The organism is Myxococcus sp. AM009 (genome assembly GCF_013372605.1).
GTDB classification, from domain to species: Bacteria; Myxococcota; Myxococcia; order Myxococcales; family Myxococcaceae; genus Myxococcus; species Myxococcus vastator.
On sequence record NZ_JABXEP010000069.1, the window covers coordinates 23401 to 41863 of the forward strand.

An 18463-nucleotide genomic window follows, 5' to 3' on the forward strand; every position below is an offset into this window, starting at 1 on the left:
AAAGGTCGGCCCCCGTCCTATACCAGAGCCCCGCGTCTCCAGGGCACCCCCGCGCTTGCCTGCTCAGCTCAGATGACAGGCACCCGGCCGGGCAGGTCCTTCGCGGGGACGCTGGAGTAGTCCGAGTCCACGTCCAGGAGGACGCGCTGACGGACCCGGGTGCTCAGCGCGCGGCGTATCCTCCCCAGGAACCCCGGCGGGGCCGCGATGACCAGCTTGTCGAAGTCGTGCCGGTCATGCCCCTGGTCCAGGAACACCGACAGCTCGCGGGCGAAGCGGTCGTGCTCCAGCTCCTTGCGCCCGTCGGGCTCATTCTCCACGGGTGGACGGTGGAGCGTGCCGGCGTTGGGGTTGTCGGCCTGCTGGAGCAGCTCGCCTTGATGGGCCCGACTCTCGTCGTGGTGGAACTCCTCCACCAGCCGCCAGTCCTCTTCCGCCTTCGCGTCCGTCGCGAAGAGGCGGGCCCGGCTCGCGTTCCCCACCAGAATCCAGAGCGTCCCATTCGCCATGTCGTGCGTCTCCTTGCGCTATAGAGTGGGAGATGCGGACCCTGCGGGGCCAAGGCAAGCTTCCCCAGACGAGCCGCGCGCCCGCCGCGCGGAGGGCAGGCAGCCGGGCCGCGCGTCCTTGACGGGTTTTGCGGAGACTGGGGGCGTCTCATTCCGTTGCGCGGAGCGTCGCGATACAAGGGGGGCCATGCGTATTCCCGTTGCTCCCGTCACCGCCCTGCTGGCGCTCGCGCTGCTGGCCGCTCCCGCGTGGGCCCAGGAACAGGGTGGACTGGGCCTGGACCTCACCTCGGACGCCCCCGCCGAGCAGCCGGGAATGGACATGGGGCTGGACCTGCGTCCCAGCAATCCAGACGCGGACCTGCTGCCTCGCTTCGCGTTGGTGGGGCTGTACGCGACGGAGCGCGCGGGCGCGCAGCAGGCGTCGAGCTGGTTGGAGGCCCTGGCGCGTGGGACGCTGTCCTCCGTCAGCGTGGCGCAGGCGTCGGACTTGGTGGAGACGCGTGAGCGGCTGGCGGAGGGCTACGACGCGGCGGTGCGCTGCGCGGAGGCCGCGTGCTTCGCCGAGCCCGCGGAGTTGCTGGACGCGGACCTGCTGACCACCGCGCGGCTGTCTTTGGAGGACGCGGGCTGGACGCTGCGGACGTGGACCTACGACAGGGACCGCCGCGTGGTGCACGAGGACTTCGTGACGGGGCGCAACCCGCGCGACGAGGACTTCGTGAACGAAGCCGCCGCGATGCTGTCCAAGCGCCTGACGGCCTTGGCCCGGCCGCGCGCGATGTTGACGGTGAACGTCAACGTGCCGCAGGCGGTGGTGAAGGTGGGCGAGCGCATCGTGGGCGTGGGCAGCGTGGAGGTGCGCCAGGCGCCCGGCGCGGTGGCGCTGGAGGTGTCCGCGGACGAGTACGGCACCCGGACGCGCACCCTGGACCTGCGGCCCGGCGCGCGCGAGACGGTGGACGTCATGCTGGAGCTCTCCGGTCCGGCGCCGGAGGGGCCTCCCGATGAGTCCGTGGCCGGCGTGGGGGCTTCCCGGAAGGCGCCTCGCGAGTCCCTCTTCAAGCGGCCCGCGCTCTACACCGCGCTCGTGGGGCTGGCCGCGGTGGGCGCGGGTGTGGTGATGGGCCTGGCCGCCAAGGACGTGGAGAAGCGCGGAGGTGACGCGGATGGGGACGGGGTGTTCGACGTCACGCGCAAGGAGCGGCTGGACGCGCAGTCCCAGGCCAACCTGGCCACGGCGCTGCTGGTGGGCGGCGGCGCGGTGACGGCGGGCAGCGTGGCGTGGCTGGTGCTGGTGCCCGCGCGCGGCGCGCCCGCCTCGACGTCCGTGGCGCCTGGAAGCAGCGGTGGCGCCTCCACGTCGCTGCACCTCATGGTCGGCGGGAGTTTCTAGAACCTATGAAGACCTTCGAATCCCGGCTGCGCGTGTGGTGTGGCCTGTTGCTCGTCGCGGGCGCGGTGGGCTGCACGGTGAGCTTCCCGGACGACGTGCCCTACACGTGCACGGAGACCGCCGACTGCGGCGGTGACGGCTACGTCTGCACGTCCCTGCCCGACGACGGGCCGCGGTACTGCTGCCTGCCGGACCCCGCGGAGGTCTGCAACGGCCTGGACGACGACTGCGACGGCCGGGTCGATAATCTGGAGACCGCCTGCTACACGGGACCGGAGGGCACGCTCGACGTGGGGCTGTGTCACGCGGGTGAGTCCATCTGTACCCGGGAGGCGAGCATCGCGTGTGTGGGGCAGGTGCTGCCCGGTCTCGAGACCTGCAACGGCCTGGATGAAGACTGCGACGGGGCGGTGGACGAGGACTTCGACCTGAAGACGGACCCGGGCCACTGCGGCGCCTGCAACAACGACTGTTCCTTCCTGCAGGACTGCGTGAATGGCGAGTGCGTGCGCCGGCAGGAGCTGGACTGCGCCAATGGCCAGGACGATGACGGGGACGGCTTCACGGACTGCCAGGACCGCGCGGACTGCGACGGCCAGTCGTGTGGTCCGCAGTGCGTGTGCCAGGAGGGCTCGAAGACGGAGATGAGCTGCGCCAACGGCGAGGATGATGACGGGGACGGGCTGGCGGACTGCGCGGACCGCGCGGACTGCCCCGTGGAGACGCAGTGCGGGCCGCTCAGGTCGGATGACGACAACGACTACCCGCGCTGCCAGGTGAACGGAGTCTGTTCGTGATGAAGCCCTCGCCCGCGCGCCTCTGTCCGCCATCCCGCACTCGGTGCGTGGGGAGGGCGTCCCTGGGAAGACAGAGCGCGGATCAAGGGTTGCTGTTTGCCCCGGACATGGAAATTTCTTCTCACCATGGGCTCCGATGACGCCTTCATGCAGACCGTGCAGTCCCGTGCCGAGGCCACCGTGAGTGACGCGGGGCCCCGAGCCAGTGACGAGCTCCAGGAGGGCTCCACGCTGGGGAACTACCAGTTGGAGCAGCTCCTGGGCGAAGGGTCCATGGGCCGGGTGTTCCAGGCGCGGCACGCGCGGCTGGGGCGGCAGGTGGCGCTGAAGGTCCTGCGGCCGGAGCACGCGCGGGACGGCGGCTTCGTGCGGCGCTTCTTCCAGGAGGCCCGCACCGTCAATCAAATCAACCACGAGCACATCGTGGAGATTTTCGACTTCGTCGACGAGAGCGCGACGGGCGGGCACGTCTACTGCGTGATGGAGCTGCTGCGCGGGCAGAGCCTGAGCTCGCTGGCGCAGGCGGAGCCGCTGACGCTGGCGCGCATCCAGCGCTTCGTGGTGCAGGTGTGCGCCGCGCTCGGCGCGGCCCACCTGGTGGGCGTGGTGCACCGGGACGTGAAGCCGGACAACCTCTTCGTCATCCACCGCGCGGGCCAGCCGGACTTCGTGAAGGTGTTGGACTTCGGCGTGGCGAAGCTGCTCACCGTCGAGGGGAGCACCACCGGGACGCTGGACGGCACCATTATCGGGACGCCCGCGTACATGGCGCCGGAGCAGGCCGCGGGCTTGCCGGTGGATGCGCGCTCCGACATCTACGCGGTGGGCAACATCCTCTACGAGCTCATCTCCGGCAAGCCGCCCTTCCAGGCGCCGGCCTTCGGTCACCTGGTGGTGCAGATCATCACCCAGCCGCCGCCGCCGCTGCCCTCACACCTGCCGTCCGGCGAGCCCGTGCCGCCGCAGCTGGCGGAGCTGGTGATGCGCTGCCTGGCCAAGGAGCCCGAGGCCCGGCCGCAGAGCCTGGCGGAGGTGACGACGGCGCTCCTCCTGCTGCCCGCGTCCGCCCAGGCGCCGACGCCCGCGGAGCTGGCGCTGGAGGCCTCCGAGCGGCCCACGCACAAGCTGCGCGTGGCGGTGACGGGGCGCTGGCGCCGCCGGGCGGCGGTGACGGTGGGCACGGCGGCGTTGGGGGTGGTGGCCGCGGTGGTCACCTGGTCCGGCATGCAGCCAGCGCCCGCCCCCGCCGAGGCCCCGGTGGCCGGCGTCATGGGCCGGCCCGTCGCCGAAGCCCCGGCCGCGCCCGCCGCCGCGCCGCGGCTGCTTCCGCCCGTCACGCTCACGGTGCGCTCCTTCCCGGAGGGCGCGCAGGTGCTGCGTCTGGACACGGGCGAGCTGCTGGGCGTGACGCCGCTGGTGAAGCAGGTGTCCGGTGAGTCCGCGCCGCTGCGCCTGCGCGTGGAGCTGGCCGGCTATGCCCCGCTGGAGCGGATGGTGGAGCTGGACAAGCACGCCGAGCTGGAGGTGCCGCTGGTGAAGGCGCTGCCTTCGCCCCGGCAGCAGCCCGCGGCGGGGACGCAGCGCGTGACGGGCAACAAGCGCCGCGCGCGCCCTGTCACGCAGTAGGTGCCGCGGTGGCCCCGCCCTGGGTGGCGGGGCCCGTGTCCGCTCAGCGCGGCGCGGCCGTCTGGGCGAGCACCTGGGCGGCGATGCGGCCAATGCGCTCGTTGAAGTCCTCCGCCTCGTGGAAGGTGAGGCGCACGTCCCCCACGTTCAGCGGTACGCCGGGCTGGAGCACGGTGGGCTGCTCCGGCTCCAGGGCCGTGCCGCCCAGCGTCACCGGCCGGGAGGCGGCCACGCGCGTCACCGTCCAGCGTCCTTCCAGGGTGGGGGACAGGTGGAGCTGCTCGCGCGACACGGTGGCGTCATTGACGACCAGCGCGTTGTTCGAGGCCCGGCCCAGCCGCAGCGGACTTCCGTCCGTGTGGCCCACCAGCTCGAAGCACAGTGCGTCACCCGCGGGCAGGCAGTCCCGCAGGTCCGTCAGCGGCAGCCGCGTGGCGGCCACGTTGCCCTCCACCACTTCGGGGACATTCCACGCGCCCGCCTCCCACACCAGCCACGGGTGTGGGTACTTGGCGCGAAACTTCTCCTTGAGAGCCATGTGCTGCCTCACGAGCAGCGAGAGCAGCAGAGCGCGAGCCATGCGGGTTGAATAGCCTTCCTCCCCCGTCGCGGCCCGAGAACGTGCGCGCGGGGGGCCATGGGATGTCAACGAATGGCCAGATGCCGGGTGGGATGCCCCACTCGCGCACGGGCCGACCCCTGTAGTACACCCGCGACCGCCTCCTGTCCCCGGACAAGGCCTCCCCTGCCTCCTGGAAGATTCGATGCGTCGCCTGCTCGCTGCCGTGTTCTGCGCCGCCGCCGTGCTGGTGGCTTGTGAAGACGACTCCCCACCGGCCCCCACGCCGCCGCCTCCCTCCACGGAGACGTACCCGGACGCCGGCACGCGCCCGGACGCGGGCACCCAGGAGCCCTGGGCCTGCCAGCGGAGCACGACGGTGCACAACGCGCCCATGACGCTGCTCACCCGGCTGCAGTTGGAGATGAGCCGCGCCACGTCCTCCGCGCAGCGCACGGAGGCCATCGACCGCTTCGTGGCGGAGGTGGAGGAGCAGGGCGGCAGGCCCCTGGTGAGTGACGCCAGGGCGGGCCGTCCCCGCGTGGCCTTCTTCGTGCGGGGCGAGGCTGGCCGGGACACCTTCGTCGCTGGTGACTTCAACGGCTGGTCCGCCACGGCCACGCCCCTGGTGCAGGTGCGGGACACCGACTTGTACGTGGCGGAGGTGGAGGTGCCGCGCACCGGTCCGCAGCCGTACAAGCTGGTGAAGGACGGTGACTTCATCGCGGACCCGGGCGCGCGCCACGTCGCGTGGGACAACCTCAACCGGTACGACGTGGGGCAGTTCAACTCGCTCGTCTACCCGGGGCTCCAGGACGCCACGAAGGGCCGGCTCACCGCGTGGTACGGCGTGCCCGCCACGGTGCTGGGGGATGCGCGCGACGTCTTCGTCTACACGCCGGCGGCGTATGACGGACCAGAGTGCCCGGCCCTGCCGGTGATGTACCTCCATGACGGCAATGAGAGCCTGACGCGCGAGTCCTTCGCGGAGGCGGCGGACGCGCACTACGCGGCGCGGCCGGCGGACGCGGCGGTGCTCGTCTTCGTGGCGCTGCCGGACCAGTCCGTGCGCCTGGCGCAGTACACCTTCCCGCCCGCGCGCGCCCCCGGCTGGCCCACGCCGCGCGGGGATGACTACCTCGCCTTCCTCCGCGATGACTTGATGCCGCGCGTGGAGGCGGCCTGGCGCGTGAAGACGGGGCCTCAGGAGACGGGCATCGCCGGTGCGTCGCTGGGCGGCCTCATCTCCGTGTACGCGGGCTTCCAGATGCCGGAGGAGTTCGGCTTCGTGGGCACCCAGTCCGGCACGCTGTTCTGGCCTCACGACGGCGAGGTGGACCGCGACGACGGCAACGCGATGGTGGTCCGCGCGGGCCAGGAGCCGGTGGTGCCGGTGCGCTTCTACGTGGACCACGGCTCGCCGGTGGCGGGGTGCACGCGGGACGGCGAGGCGGGTGGGGACGACTGCCAGTCCAACCTGCAGCTCGTGGAGGCGCTGCGCGGTCGCGGCTACGCCGTGGCCCACTGGAACGAGCCCGGCGCCGAGCACGACTGGTTCTTCTGGAAGCGCCGCCTGCCGAAGCTGCTGTGCAGCTTCCGCAACGAGGACCCGGCGGTGTGCGGCCTGTAGTCCGGCCTCACAGCTTCGCGACGATGGCGCGGGCCAGCCGGTCCGCGGCCCCCGCGTCGAGCGACAGGAACAGGCGCGGCTCGGTGGCCTCCAACTCTTGCAGCCGGGACTGGCCCGCGTTGTCGGTGGCCACGTCCACGCGGGCGTAGAGCAGGGGGCGGCCCACCGCCTCCAGCACGGACTCCGCCAGCCTCAGTTCGGCCGCGTCCTCGGGCGTGAAGGCGGTGGGCTCGGAGAAGCCGCGCGGCGCGTCCAGCAGCGTGGGCGGCCGGCGCACCGCGTGGCTGAAGGCGCCGTCGAAGAAGACGTAGCTGCGCTCGCCCTCCGTTTCGAAGGCGGTGAGGTAGGGCTGCACCATGACGTCGCCCTCGCGGGTCAGCTCCAGCAGTCGGGTGGTGGCGGCGTGGGCCTCCGCGCGCGGGAAGATGTGTGTCTTGAGCGCTCCCGCGGACACGGCGGGCTTGAGCACCACCGCGTCCCAGCCGTGCCTGCTCGCCAGCTCGCCCACGTCCAGCGTGTCGCCCTGCCGCGCCCAGGTGGTGGGCGTCACCAACACGCCCTTCTCCTCCAGCTCGCGCAGGTAGTGCTTGTGCGTGTTCCAGCGCAGCACGGGCGCGGGATTGTGGAGCTGCGTGAGGCGGCCCACCTTGTCCGCCCAGGCGACGAAGGCGTCGCGGCGCAGGTGGCTGTCCCACGTGTTGCGCACCAGGGCCAGCCGCACCGTGCGCCAGTCCATGGCCGGGTCATCCCAGACGACGGGCCGGGCATCCACGCCCAGCGCCGCGAGCGCGGGCAGCAGTGACGCGTCGAACGCGTCGAGTCGAGGCAAGCCTTCGAAGGTGAGGACAGCGACGTCCATGACGCGGACTCCCGATGTTGAAACCTGCCGCGGCTTGTAGCGCGCGCGGCGCCTGCGCGCAGGGCTCTCGCGGTGCGTCAAAGTGGGGTGCGGGCCAGGCCGACAGGTAGGCACTGAACGTCCCGCACTTGAGGTGAGGCGGGCGGCGTACTCCACGGCACATTCGCGGGCGCGGACGCTCGGGAACTGGACCTGTGCGGTCAGGTGTCGCTGAAATGTTTCAAGGGGTACGCTCTTCGCGTGCCAAGGACCTGTCACCTTCCCTCCGGCCGGCTCCGCCGGGAGACCCACGAGATGCGAATGTCCCCACGTTTATTACTGGCCGCGCTAGGCGCGGTCCTCCTCTTTCACGCCGGATGTGGCGGCGACGAGCCTGGCTGTGAGGGTGCGAGCTGCACGCAAGCCGTCTGCGGCAACAACGTCGTGGAGCAGGGCGAGCAGTGCGACGACGGCAACAAGGTGGACGGCGACGGCTGTGAGTCCAACTGTACGCCGACGCCCCCGCCGGCCGCGGTATGTGGCAACGGCAAGCTGGAGGGCGAAGAGGTCTGTGACGACGGCAACACGGTGGACGGTGATGGCTGTCAGGCGAACTGCGCGCTGACGCTGACCCAGTGCCCCGCGGCCAACGCGCCCGCGCTCCCCGACGGCGCCACCTGCGCGGTGACGCAGGCCGGCACCGCCGCGCGCCTCTTCACGGGCGTGGTGCTGAAGGAGGGCGAGACGCTGGTGGGCGGCCAGGTGCTGGTGGACGCGCAGGGCGTCATCCAGTGCGCCGCCTGTGACTGCTCCGCCGCGGCGGGCGCCGCCGAGGCCACGCAGGTGTCCTGCCCCGGGGGCGTCATCTCTCCGGGCCTCGTGAATCCGCACGAGCACATCACCTATCCGATGGAGCCGTTCGTCGGCACCGAGGAGCGCTACGAGCACCGCCACGAGTGGCGCACCGGCCGCAACGGCCACACGCGCATCAACAGCCCCGCGGCCAGCGCCGCGGACAACGTCCGCTGGGGCGAGCTGCGCCAGATGATGGCGGGCGCCACCACCATGGCGGGCGCGGGCGGCCAGGCCGGCCTGCTGCGCAACGTGGACGTGAACAACACCGCCCTCCAGGAAGGCCTGGGCGAAGGCGTGGTGGACTCCGACACCTTCCCGCTGGGTGACACCAGCGGCAACCTGATTGCTTCGGGCTGTGACTACGGTTCGAGGCCGACGACGGCCTCGCTGCCGCGCTCGGCCGCGTACCTGCCGCACGTCTCCGAGGGCATCTCCACCGCGGCGCTCAACGAGTTCCTCTGCCTTTCCACGGGCCCGAACAACGTGATGCAGCCGCGCACCGCCGTCATCCACGGCATCGGCCTGACGGCGAAGGAGATTCGCCTCATGGCGGAGAACGGCACCGGCCTCATCTGGTCGCCCCGCTCCAACATCTCGCTGTACGGCGACACGGCCATGGTGTCGACCTACAAGAACCAGGGGGTCACCATCGCGCTGGGCACCGACTGGCTGCGCTCCGGCTCCATGAACCTGCTGCGCGAGCTGCAGTGCGCGGACTACCTCAACAGCACGCACTACGCGCGGACCTTCAGCGACGAGGACCTGTGGCGCATGGTGACGTCGAACGCGTCGGACCTGGTGGACACGTTCGAGAAGACGGGCCGCATCGCCGAGGGCAAGGCGGCCGACCTGGCCATCTTCCAGCTGCGCACCTTCGCGGCTTCGCCGCACCGCGCGGTCATCACCGCGAACCCCGAGCACGTGGTGCTCACCATGCGCGGCGGCAAGCCGCTCTACGGAGACCAGGCGCTGATGGCCGGGCTCCGCGGCGCGGACGCTTGCGACACGCTGGACGTGTGCGGCAGCTCGAAGGAAGTGTGCCTCCAGTCGGAGATTGGCAAGGACCTGGCGGCGCTGACGTCGGGGGCCACGCACAAGTACCCGCTGTTCGCGTGTGAGACGCCGGAGAACGAGCCGGTGTGCGCGCCCCGCCGCGCCTCGCTGGACTCGCGCTGGCCGGCCAGCGTGAACAACTCCACCAGCTACACGGGCGAGGTTCGCGCCGCGGACCCGGACGGCGACGGCCTGGTGGGCGCCGCCGACAACTGCCCCAGCATCTTCAACCCCATCCGCCCCATGGACAATGGCAAGCAGGCGGACTCGGACGGTGATGGGATTGGCGACGCGTGCGACCCCTGCCCGCTGGAGGAGGGCAACGCCTGCACGTCGTTCACCGTGGGTGACGATGACCACGACGGCATCGTGACGTGGCAGGACAACTGCCCGTTCGTGGCCAACCCGGACCAGGCGGACGCGGACAGCGACGGCAAGGGTGACGCGTGTGATGCGTGCTCCAGCGTTCCGAACCCGGGCGACCTGGGCTGCCCCGCCACCATCCACGAGCTGAAGACGCCCGTGGACGGCAACCTGCCGCTGGTGGGCCGGCCGGTGTCCATCTCCGACGTCGTCGTCACCGCCGTGGTGAAGGGCGGCGCGAGCTCCCTGGGCTACTGGGTGCAGACGCATCCGCTGCCCTCGGGCACGAGCGTGGATAACTCCGGTCTCTACGTGTACGCGCCCAAGGGTGACCTCGCGGTGGGTGACCGCATCGACATCCACACGGGCGTGCTGACCCTCTACTTCGGCCTGCCCGAGCTGACCGAGGTCAAGTACGTCAAGCGCAGCTCCGGCAACGAGGTGCCCGCGCCGGTGGTGGTGACGACGGCGGACATCCGCACCGGTGGCCCGCGCGCCGCCGCGCTGGAAGGCGTGCTCGTGGAGGTCCGCGACGTGGCGGTCAACACGGCGGTGGACGAGTTCGGCCAGTTCCTGGTGAACGAGGCCGGTGACGCCGGTCAGCCGGGCCTGATGGTTGACGACCAGGCCTATGCCTACGCGGTGCCTGCCATTGGCACGCGCTTCGGCGCGCTGCGCGGCGTGCTGACGTACAACTTCAACGACTCCAAGCTGGTGCCGCGCTTCCAGGCGGACATGCCGCTGCCGCCGCCGTCGCTGACGGGCTTCGGTCCGGACGGCTACGTGCGTCTGGGTGGCACGGGGCCGGTGAGCACCTTCCCGCAGGCGCTGACGGTGACGCTGTCCTCCGCCTACGCGGAGGCGCTCGACATCACCATCACCTCCTCCGACGAGAACGCGCTGAGCGTGCCGGACGGCCGCATCACCATCCCCGCGGGGCAGACGTCCGCGACGGTGCAGGTGGTGCCGGTGGCGCCCGCGCAGAGCGTGACGCTGACGGCCACGCTGGGTGGCTCCTCGCAGACGGCCACCGTTCGGGTGCTGGGTGCCGACGAGCAGCCCGAAGTGGTGGGGGTCACCCCGGGTGACGTGACGATGGTGCCCGGCGGCGAGGTGGTCTTCACCGTGCAGTTGGACCGTCCGGCGCCCGCCAACACCACCGTGGCGCTGAGCATGGAGCCGGCGACGGGCTTTGGCGCCTTCGTTCCGGCGGACGGCGTGCTCACCGTGGCGGAGAACGCCACGGAGGCGGTGTTCTCCTTCATCGCGGACCCGGCGGCCACGGCCACCGCGCCCGGCACGGTGACGGCGACCCTCGGCGCGAGCAGCGGGAGCGCCACCGTGACGCTGGACCAGGATGCGCCGCGGCTGACGGCCCTGTCGCCGTCCTCGGCGGTGACGATTCCGGCGGGCGGGACGCAGACGTTCACCCTGACGGTGGACCGTTCGGCCGCGCAGGACACCGTCGTGGAGTTGGCGGTGGTGCCGGGTGCGGGCGTGCCGAACTACGGCACGGTGCCGGCCACCGTGACGATTCCGGCGGGCGCCACGGAGGTGACGTTCACCTTCACGGCGGACGCGCAGGGCGAGGGCACGGGCACGGTGTACGCCATGCTGTACGGCATCACCCGGGCCACGGAGCTCACGGTGCTCCCGCCTCCGCCCACGCTCAGCGCGCTGTCACCGTCCACCGCGGCGGTGCTGACGGGCCGGACGTTCACCTTCACGGTGACGCTGGACCGCCCGGCGCAGACGGACGAGTCGGACGTGGCGCTGACGCTGGAGCCGGCGACGGGTGTCGGGTCCATTCCGGCCTCGGTCCGGGTTGCCCGGGATGCGACGACGGCGACCTTCACCTTCACGGCGGACGAGGTCTCCAGCCCCGCGCAGGCGCTGCTCACGGCGAGCTTCGGCGGGGTGGACCAGACCGCGCAGGTGTCCGTCATCCTGGCCGCGGAAGGCGGGCTGGTCATCAACGAGGTGGACTACGACATGGTCGGCGCGGGTGACTCGCAGGAGTTCGTGGAGATCTACAACAACTCCTCTACGCCCGCGTCGCTGAGCAGCGTGTTCCTGGTGTTCGTCAACGGCAACAACATGACGAGCTACCAGAAGATTGCCCTGGCGGAGGTCAACGGCGGCGTCCTGGGGCCTCGGGAGTATCTGGTCGTGGGCGCTGCCTCCGTCGTCGATCCGCTCGCGGGGCGTGCTGGCGTGCACACGCTGCAGCGGGGGACCACCGACTTCATCCAGAACGGTGCGCCGGACGCGGTGGCCCTGTACGACGAGGCCTCGGATGCGTTGATTGACTCCCTCTCCTACGAGGGGCACGTGGTGGACGCCTCCATCGCCGGGACGGACACGAAGTTCGACCTGCGTGAGGGTGACGCGGACACGGCGACCCTGGCGGACAGCAACACCGCTCAGGGGTCGCTGTGCCGGGACGCGGACTCGACCGACACGGACGTGAACATGGCGGACTTCGCCTTCACCACGACCGTCACCCCTGGCGCGGCGAACGTCATCACGGCGCTGCCGTAGCCGTCAGGTGACTGGGGGGCGGGGCTGAAGCGCGAGCCCTGTCCCCGTGAAGTCCAGAACGGGCGGAACCCTGACATGGGGTTCCGCCCGTTTGATTTTCAGCGGCGGCCGAGGCGTCTACCCAGTGGTGGAGAGGGGCGCGATTCCAGCCGTCATCAGCAAACTCAGCGCTGCCACAGGCAGGTCAAAGGCCATGGAGGCGCGGAAGAGGTTCTGGTGCACGAGCACTCCCAGGAAGCCGCCAAGCAGGCTGTGCGCCGCGTGGAGTGCATCCACGTCCCGACGGAACGCTCCCGTCTCCTGCCCATGGCGGATGATGTCCTCCAGCGTCGTCGCGTAGAACGCGAGCTTGTCGCGGATGGCCCCCGCCACCTGGTCATTCGAATCAGCCGCTTCCGCTGCGAGCATCGCGAAGAAGATGCCGTATTCGCGGTGCTCGCGCAGGAGCAGATGCGCCCGCTCGGAAATCGCCTGGAGTTGCGCTTGTGCCGGCAGCTCGCGGTGGTCGCCGAGCAGTTGGAACTCGCGGACGCAGCGCTGGTGCAGTTCCTCAACCGCAGCCAGCAGCAGGTCTTCCTTGGTGGGGAAGTGCCAGTACAGCGCTCCGGGCGTCATCCGAATGGAGCGGGATAAGTCCGCCATGGTCGTGGCGAGAAATCCCCGGCGCGCGAAGAGGTGGATGGCCGCTTCCAGGATGTCCATGCGCGTGCGCGCGGCACGCTCTTGTTTCAGCTCTCGCTGGGCAGGTTCCCTGGCCATACCCGCCGAATCTATGCATCACGCCAACAGTGTCACCCGGACAATCTCGGGCGGCGCTCCGACGCGCAGCGGCGGACCCCAGAAGCCTGTTCCCCGGCTGACATACAGATTCCGGTCCCCCTCGGTGAACAAGCCCGCGTCATGCTCCCAGATGGCGGAGACCGCCAGCGTGAAGGGGAAGAACTGCCCCCCGTGGGTGTGCCCGGAGAGTTGCAAGCCCATTCCCTCTTGCGCCGCGACCTTCCAGTTCGACGGCTGGTGCGCGAGCAGCACCGAGGCCCGCTCGGAATCCCGGCCCGCCGTCGCCGCCGCGAGGTCATAGCCCTGCGAGAATCCCATCTTGCCCGCCGACCAGTCGTCCACGCCCACCAGGTCGAAGGACGCGGCCGTGTCACCAATGCGCACGTGGCGGTTGCGCAGCACCTGCACCTCCATGCGCTCCAGCGCCTCCGCCCAGGCCGCGTCGCTCCAGTAGTACTCGTGGTTTCCCGTGACGAAGTAGGTGCCGTGGCGTGACTTCAGCTCGGACAGCGCCGACACCGCTGGGGCCAGCGACGCGACGTGGCCATCCACCAGGTCCCCGGTGATGCACACCAGGTCCGGGCGTAGCGCGTTGCAGCGGCGCACCAGTTCGTCCATGAAGCGGCGCCGGATGACCGGTCCCACGTGGATGTCGCTCAAGTGGACGATGCTGAAGCCATCCAACGCCTTGGGCAGGCCCGGCAGCTTCACCGCCACTTCGTTCACCACCGGCGGGTGGAAGGCGCTCCACATCCCGAAGCCCGTCACGCCGCCCGCGGCCAGCACCGCTCCGCCGGCTGTCGCCCGAGCAAGGAAGCGTCGACGCTCCACATCCACCGGGGCTGAGGACGCGGAAGTGGCGCCGACGGGCCCCTCCGCCATGGCCACCGGCGCGGCTTCGGTGCGCGTCGCCGCCGCGCCGTGTCCACGGGTCGCCATGGCCTCTTGAGTCACCGAGATAGACTCCGTGCCAGTCGCTGCCAGCGTGCCGCCAGCTTGCGCCGAGCCACCCACCGCGTGCGCCTGGAACACCGGGTCCGCGGTGCCGACGACCCGCGACTCAACTACCGCCGGCTCGCCGCGCGAGCGCTGTATCCGCGCCGTCACCTTGCGCACCGTGCCCAACACTCCGAGCGCGAGCAGCAGGTAGATGGCCATGCCCATCCACGTCCACACCGCCGTGGCCACGGCGAAGGTGGCGTCCATGGGGAGGAAGCGCGTCACGGACCACGACAGCACCATCAGTGTGCCCAGCACCGTCATGACGCTCATGCCCACGCGCCGCCACGCGCGGTGCTCCGACGTGGCCGCGAAGAGGCGCCGGTACAGGTAGACGTGGACGGCGACCGTGGCGAGGCCGGTGACGAGGGCGAAGAGGATGAAGCGCGCGGTGTCCATGCAGCGCGCCATCCTGACCCGTGCACGACGCGCTGCAACGCAATCCGGCGTGAAGAAATGTGAACGACTCGTACACGGACATCGCATCAATCCGCGCGGGACGTTTGCAGCTGGGGCAAACGCGACCCGAACCCACGCCGCATGCGCTCGCGGCAGGCAGCCAGGAGAGCGCCTGAGCCGTTCTCGCGATACAAGTAACAGCGTGTTGGCCGTATACACCGGCCTGCCCGCAAGCCACTGAAGGGTCGCCGCGCGTGTGACGGCGAACCGCCTGGCTGACGCGAATGCACCACCTCCTCGAGGAGACCCCCATGCCCCCTGACCTGATGGCGGGAACACGCCGCCTGTTGACGTGCCTGTTGAGCGCCTTGCTGATGGTTGGCTGCGAGCCCTCGGGGGAGCTCGCCACGCCGGAGCCTCCACACGCCGCGCGCGCCCAGCGAGTGGTCGTCGCGGCCCCGCTGATGCGCATCGCCGCGGGTGCCCAGCACTCGCTGTATCTGTCACCCGAGGGCGACGTGTGGGCCTGGGGCGGCAATGGCGCCGGCCAGCTTGGCGGGGCGGCGCTGTCCCTCCAGGGGCTGGCGCCGGTGCGGCTGGCGGCGCTGGAGGACATCGTGTCGGTGGTGTCCGGAGCTGCCCACTCGCTCGCGCTGGACGCGGATGGCACGGTGTGGACATGGGGCAGCAACAGCTCCGGGCAGCTCGGGGACGGCACCACCACCGACCGCGCGACGCCGATGCAGGTGGCTGGCCTTGCCAGCGTGGTGGCGGTGGCCGCCGGAGACTTCCACTCGCTGGCGCTGCGTGAAGACGGCACGGTGTGGGCGTGGGGGACGAACTTCCACGGACAGCTCGGCCGGGGGCACACGCAGCCGGGGCTCACGCCCGAGCAGGTCCCCGGGCTGAAGGGCGCGGTCGCGCTCGCCGCGGGCTTCGACTTCACCCTGGCCGTGCTCGAGGACGGCACGGTGCGCGCGTGGGGCTCCAACGGCTCCGGCCAGCTGGGCGACGGCACCTTCACCCCGCGCCTGTCTCCCGTGAAGGTCTCCCAGCTCAATGGCATCACCGCGGTGGCGGCGGGCACCTACCACGCGCTGGCGCTGGGCAAGGCCGGCGGCGTGTGGGCGTGGGGCAGCAATGCCTCCGGGCAGCTCGGTGATGGCACGTGGAATGACCGCGCCGTGCCCATGCAGGTGCCGGGGCTCGAGCGGGTGAAGGCCGTGGCCTCCATGGACTCGGATTCGCTGGCGCTGCTCGAAGCGGGCGCCGTGTTCGCGTGGGGGGCCAATGGCTCCGGCCAGCTGGGCAATGGAGACACCACCGACCGCGCCACGCCGGGGCAGGTGTCGGGGCTGAACGCGGTGGCCTCGGTGGTGGGCGGCGCGCAGCACGCGCTGGCCCTGCGAAAGGACGGCACGCTCTGGGCCTGGGGCGGCGGCCCCTCGGGCCAGCTGGGCCACGGCGGCTCCGAGCGCCACGTGGTGCCCGCGTCGGTGATGCGCCTGGCGGGCGTGACGTCGGTGGCGACGGGCAGCTTCCACTCCCTGGCCGCGCTGGGGGACGGCTCCGTCTGGGCCTGGGGCCGCAACTCCTACGGACAGCTCGGTGATGGCAGCACCGCCGAGCGCCACGCCGCGGTGCGCGTGGAGGGGCTCGGCAGCGTCCGCGGCGTCGCCTCGGCCGCCCACCATTCGCTCGCCGTGGGCATGGATGGGACACTCTGGGCCTGGGGGCGCAACGCCGCCGGGCAGCTGGGAGATGGCACCACCCACGACCGCGCCCGGCCCGTCGCGGTGTCGGGTCTGACGTCGGTGACGGCGGTGGCCGCGGGCGGCAGCCATGTCCTGGCGCTGCGCAGCGACGGCAGCGTATGGGCCTGGGGCTACAACGCGCTGGGACAACTGGGCGACGGCACGACGGAGGACCGGTTGACGCCGGTGCGCGTGTCGGGGCTCGGCACGGTGGTGGCGGTGGCCGCCGGCTCGTACTTCTCCATGGCCCTGCAGTCCGACGGCACGGTGTGGACGTGGGGCGAGGGCTTCGAGGGACAGCTGGGAGATGGCGGCGGCGTGCAGCGGCTGCGGCCGGTGCGCGTGGAGGGACTGACGAACGTCACCCGCGTGGCGGCGGGCTCCGCGCATGCGCTGGCCGTGCGGAGCGACGGCACGGTGTGGGCATGGGGCGACAATGGTGAAGGGCAGCTCGGGGACGGCTCCTGGGCGGACCGCTTCCGCCCCATGCAGGTGCCGGGGCTGCAGGGCATCACCGCCGTCAGCGGTGGCCGCTCCCACTCCATGGCGCTGCAAGGTGACGGCACGGTGCGGGCGTGGGGCTCCAACGGCTATGGCCAGCTCGGGGACGGGACGCTCACCTCGCGCGTGCGGCCCGCCCTCATCCCTGGCCTGACGGGCATCCAGGCGCTTCATCCCAGTCACCTGCACGTGCTCGCGCTGCACTCGGACGGGACGTTGCGCGGGTGGGGCTACAACCGCTTCGGCCAGCTGGGCCTGGGCGCCGCGGGTTGGAGCGCCGTGCCGGTGCAGGTGCGTGGCATTGGCCGCGTGGACCGGCTGTCCGTTGGCCGCGCGCACACGTTGATGGTGCGCGCCGATGGCATGGTGATGGCCTGGGGTGAGAATGGCTCGGGACAGCTGGGCGACGGCACCACCACCCACCGCGCGGCGCCCGTGCCCGTGCGCGGTGTGCCCTGTGTCCGCTCCGTCGCCAGCGGTGTGCGGCACTCGCTGGCGCTCGCGTGTGACGGCACCGTCTGGGCCTGGGGCGCGAACAGCCGGGGGCAGCTGGGGGATGGCACCACCGCCCCGCGCGTGACGCCGGGGCTGGTGGAGGGGCTTCAAGGCGTGGTGGCGCTGGCGGCGGGTGGAGACGCGTCGGTGGCGCTGCGCGCGGATGGCTCCGTGTGGAGCTGGGGCGGCAACGCCAGTGGCCAGCTGGGGGACGGCACCGTCATGGACCGCGCGCTGCCGACCCAGCTCAAGCACCTCTCCAACGTGGTGGCCGTGGCGCTGGGCGAGACGCACGCCCTGGCGGTGGGCGAGGACGGCGCGCCATGGGCCTGGGGCGCGAATGGCTCGGGCCAGCTGGGAGAGGGGGGCACCGAGCCGAGCCTGACGCCGGTGCGCGTGAAGGGGCTGGAGCGTGTGGCGTCCGTGGCGGCCGGGCGCGCCTTCTCGGTGGCGGTGCGTGACGACGGCACCGCGTGGGCCTGGGGCACGAACCCGTCCGGCCAGCTGGGCGACGGCACCAACCACACGCGGAGCGTGCCCAGCCAGGTGGCCGTCGTGAAGGGCATCCGCGCCATGTCCGCGGGGGCCCACCACGTGGTGGCGCTGAGCGCCGACGGCACGGTGTGGACGTGGGGCGACAACACGCTGGGGCAGCTGGGCAATGGTTCGTCCTCGCCGACGTGGATGTGGCCCCAGCAGGTGCCGGAGCTGCGGGGCGTGGAGGCGGTGGCCGCGGGAGAGCAGTACTCCGTGGCCGTGCTGCTGGACGGCACCGCCCGCGCCTGGGGCAGCAATGAGTACGGTCAGCTCGGAGATGGGGAGACGGGCCCGCGCCTGACGCCCATGGTGGTGAAGATCGAGGGGCCGAAAATCCGCCCGCCCGTGCGCACCGTGCGCGCCTGGGAGCAGCACGCGGTGGCGCTGATGTCGGACGGCACCGTGCAGGCGTGGGGTGGCAACGCGTTCGGCCAGCTGGGGGACGGCACCACCGAGCGCCGCGCCGCGCCCCTGGAGGTGCAGGGCCTGTCGAGCGTGGTGGCCGTGTCCTCGGGCGCCTGGCACTCGCTGGCGCTGCGCAGTGATGGCACCGTCTGGGCGTGGGGCGCCAATGGCTTCGGCCAGCTCGGGGACGGCACGTCCACTTCGCGCACGAGGCCGGTGCAGGTGGCCGGGCTGGAGAACGTGGTGGCCATTGGCTCGGGGGGCTACCACGCGCTGGCGGTGCGCTCGGACGGCTCGGTGTGGACGTGGGGCTACAACGTGTTCGGCCAACTGGGCGACGGCACCACCGCGGAGTCGCGCGCCCTGCCAGGCCGGGTGGAGGGGCTGGGGGGCGTGGTGGCCGTGGCGGGCGGAGACCACCACTCG

11 protein-coding genes are annotated in these 18463 nt (G+C 71.6%); 6 read left to right on the forward strand and 5 right to left on the reverse strand.

Going from position 1 to position 18463, the window contains the following annotated elements:
• Positions 1-68: 68 nt before the first annotated feature.
• Entirely contained in the window at positions 69-509 is a 441-nt protein-coding gene (locus HV824_RS18565) for a host attachment protein (protein ID WP_176416765.1), read from the reverse strand.
• Positions 510-696: 187 nt separating this feature from the next.
• On the opposite strand from HV824_RS18565, the gene HV824_RS18570 reads away from it, so the two are divergent.
• From HV824_RS18570 to HV824_RS18580, 3 genes are all read left to right on the forward strand, one after another.
• On the forward strand, positions 697-1905 hold the full coding sequence (locus tag HV824_RS18570) for a hypothetical protein (protein WP_176416766.1): 1209 nt from the start codon (positions 697-699) through the stop codon (positions 1903-1905).
• Between the two features lie 5 nt (positions 1906-1910).
• A complete protein-coding gene (locus tag HV824_RS18575) occupies positions 1911-2702 on the forward strand; it encodes a MopE-related protein (RefSeq protein ID WP_176423910.1) in 792 nt (263 codons plus the stop codon).
• A gap of 126 nt (positions 2703-2828) precedes the next feature.
• Complete coding sequence (locus tag HV824_RS18580; RefSeq protein WP_176416768.1) at positions 2829-4328, forward strand: serine/threonine-protein kinase; 1500 nt, start codon at positions 2829-2831, stop codon at positions 4326-4328.
• Between the two features lie 43 nt (positions 4329-4371).
• Here HV824_RS18580 and HV824_RS18585 read toward each other — a convergent pair whose 3' ends face one another.
• A complete protein-coding gene (locus HV824_RS18585; RefSeq protein ID WP_176416769.1) occupies positions 4372-4908 on the reverse strand; it encodes an FHA domain-containing protein in 537 nt (178 codons plus the stop codon).
• Between the two features lie 184 nt (positions 4909-5092).
• On the opposite strand from HV824_RS18585, the gene HV824_RS18590 reads away from it, so the two are divergent.
• On the forward strand, positions 5093-6517 hold the full coding sequence (locus HV824_RS18590; protein ID WP_176416770.1) for an esterase family protein: 1425 nt from the start codon (positions 5093-5095) through the stop codon (positions 6515-6517).
• Between the two features lie 7 nt (positions 6518-6524).
• On the opposite strand, the gene HV824_RS18595 is transcribed toward HV824_RS18590, so the two are convergent.
• Entirely contained in the window at positions 6525-7376 is an 852-nt protein-coding gene (locus tag HV824_RS18595; protein ID WP_176416771.1) for a RimK family alpha-L-glutamate ligase, read from the reverse strand.
• Positions 7377-7676: 300 nt separating this feature from the next.
• Here HV824_RS18595 and HV824_RS18600 point away from each other — a divergent pair, with 300 nt between their 5' ends.
• Positions 7677-12167 carry an amidohydrolase family protein gene (locus tag HV824_RS18600; protein WP_255208147.1) on the forward strand — a complete coding sequence of 1497 codons (4491 nt, stop codon included), beginning with the start codon at positions 7677-7679 and terminating at the stop codon, positions 12165-12167.
• 117 nt (positions 12168-12284) lie between these two features.
• Here the strand turns inward: HV824_RS18600 and HV824_RS18605 are convergent, their stop codons facing one another.
• Both HV824_RS18605 and HV824_RS18610 read right to left on the reverse strand, forming a co-directional pair.
• Positions 12285-12869 carry a TetR/AcrR family transcriptional regulator gene (locus tag HV824_RS18605; RefSeq protein ID WP_255208148.1) on the reverse strand — a complete coding sequence of 195 codons (585 nt, stop codon included), beginning with the start codon at positions 12867-12869 and terminating at the stop codon, positions 12285-12287.
• A gap of 75 nt (positions 12870-12944) precedes the next feature.
• Positions 12945-14345 (reverse strand): metallophosphoesterase, encoded by a 1401-nt coding sequence (locus HV824_RS18610; RefSeq protein WP_176423913.1) that lies wholly within the window; start codon positions 14343-14345, stop codon positions 12945-12947.
• Positions 14346-14656: 311 nt separating this feature from the next.
• On the opposite strand from HV824_RS18610, the gene HV824_RS18615 reads away from it, so the two are divergent.
• Positions 14657-18463, forward strand: a 3807-nt coding sequence (locus tag HV824_RS18615; RefSeq protein WP_255208149.1) for an RCC1 domain-containing protein, incomplete at its 3' end; no start/stop codon positions are given.

Excerpts from the sequence above, each read along its gene's own strand:
- HV824_RS18565 (WP_176416765.1), bottom strand. The coding sequence starts at position 509 with ATGGCGAATGGGACGCTCTGGATTCTGGTGGGGAACGCGAGCCGGGCC.
- HV824_RS18570 (WP_176416766.1), top strand. The coding sequence starts at position 697 with ATGCGTATTCCCGTTGCTCCCGTCACCGCCCTGCTGGCGCTCGCGCTG.
- HV824_RS18575 (WP_176423910.1), top strand. The coding sequence starts at position 1,911 with ATGAAGACCTTCGAATCCCGGCTGCGCGTGTGGTGTGGCCTGTTGCTC.
- HV824_RS18580 (WP_176416768.1), top strand. The coding sequence starts at position 2,829 with ATGGGCTCCGATGACGCCTTCATGCAGACCGTGCAGTCCCGTGCCGAG.
- HV824_RS18585 (WP_176416769.1), bottom strand. The coding sequence starts at position 4,908 with ATGGCTCGCGCTCTGCTGCTCTCGCTGCTCGTGAGGCAGCACATGGCT.
- HV824_RS18590 (WP_176416770.1), top strand. The coding sequence starts at position 5,093 with ATGCGTCGCCTGCTCGCTGCCGTGTTCTGCGCCGCCGCCGTGCTGGTG.
- HV824_RS18595 (WP_176416771.1), bottom strand. The coding sequence starts at position 7,376 with ATGGACGTCGCTGTCCTCACCTTCGAAGGCTTGCCTCGACTCGACGCG.
- HV824_RS18600 (WP_255208147.1), top strand. The coding sequence starts at position 7,677 with ATGTCCCCACGTTTATTACTGGCCGCGCTAGGCGCGGTCCTCCTCTTT.
- HV824_RS18605 (WP_255208148.1), bottom strand. The coding sequence starts at position 12,869 with ATGGACATCCTGGAAGCGGCCATCCACCTCTTCGCGCGCCGGGGATTT.
- HV824_RS18610 (WP_176423913.1), bottom strand. The coding sequence starts at position 14,345 with ATGGACACCGCGCGCTTCATCCTCTTCGCCCTCGTCACCGGCCTCGCC.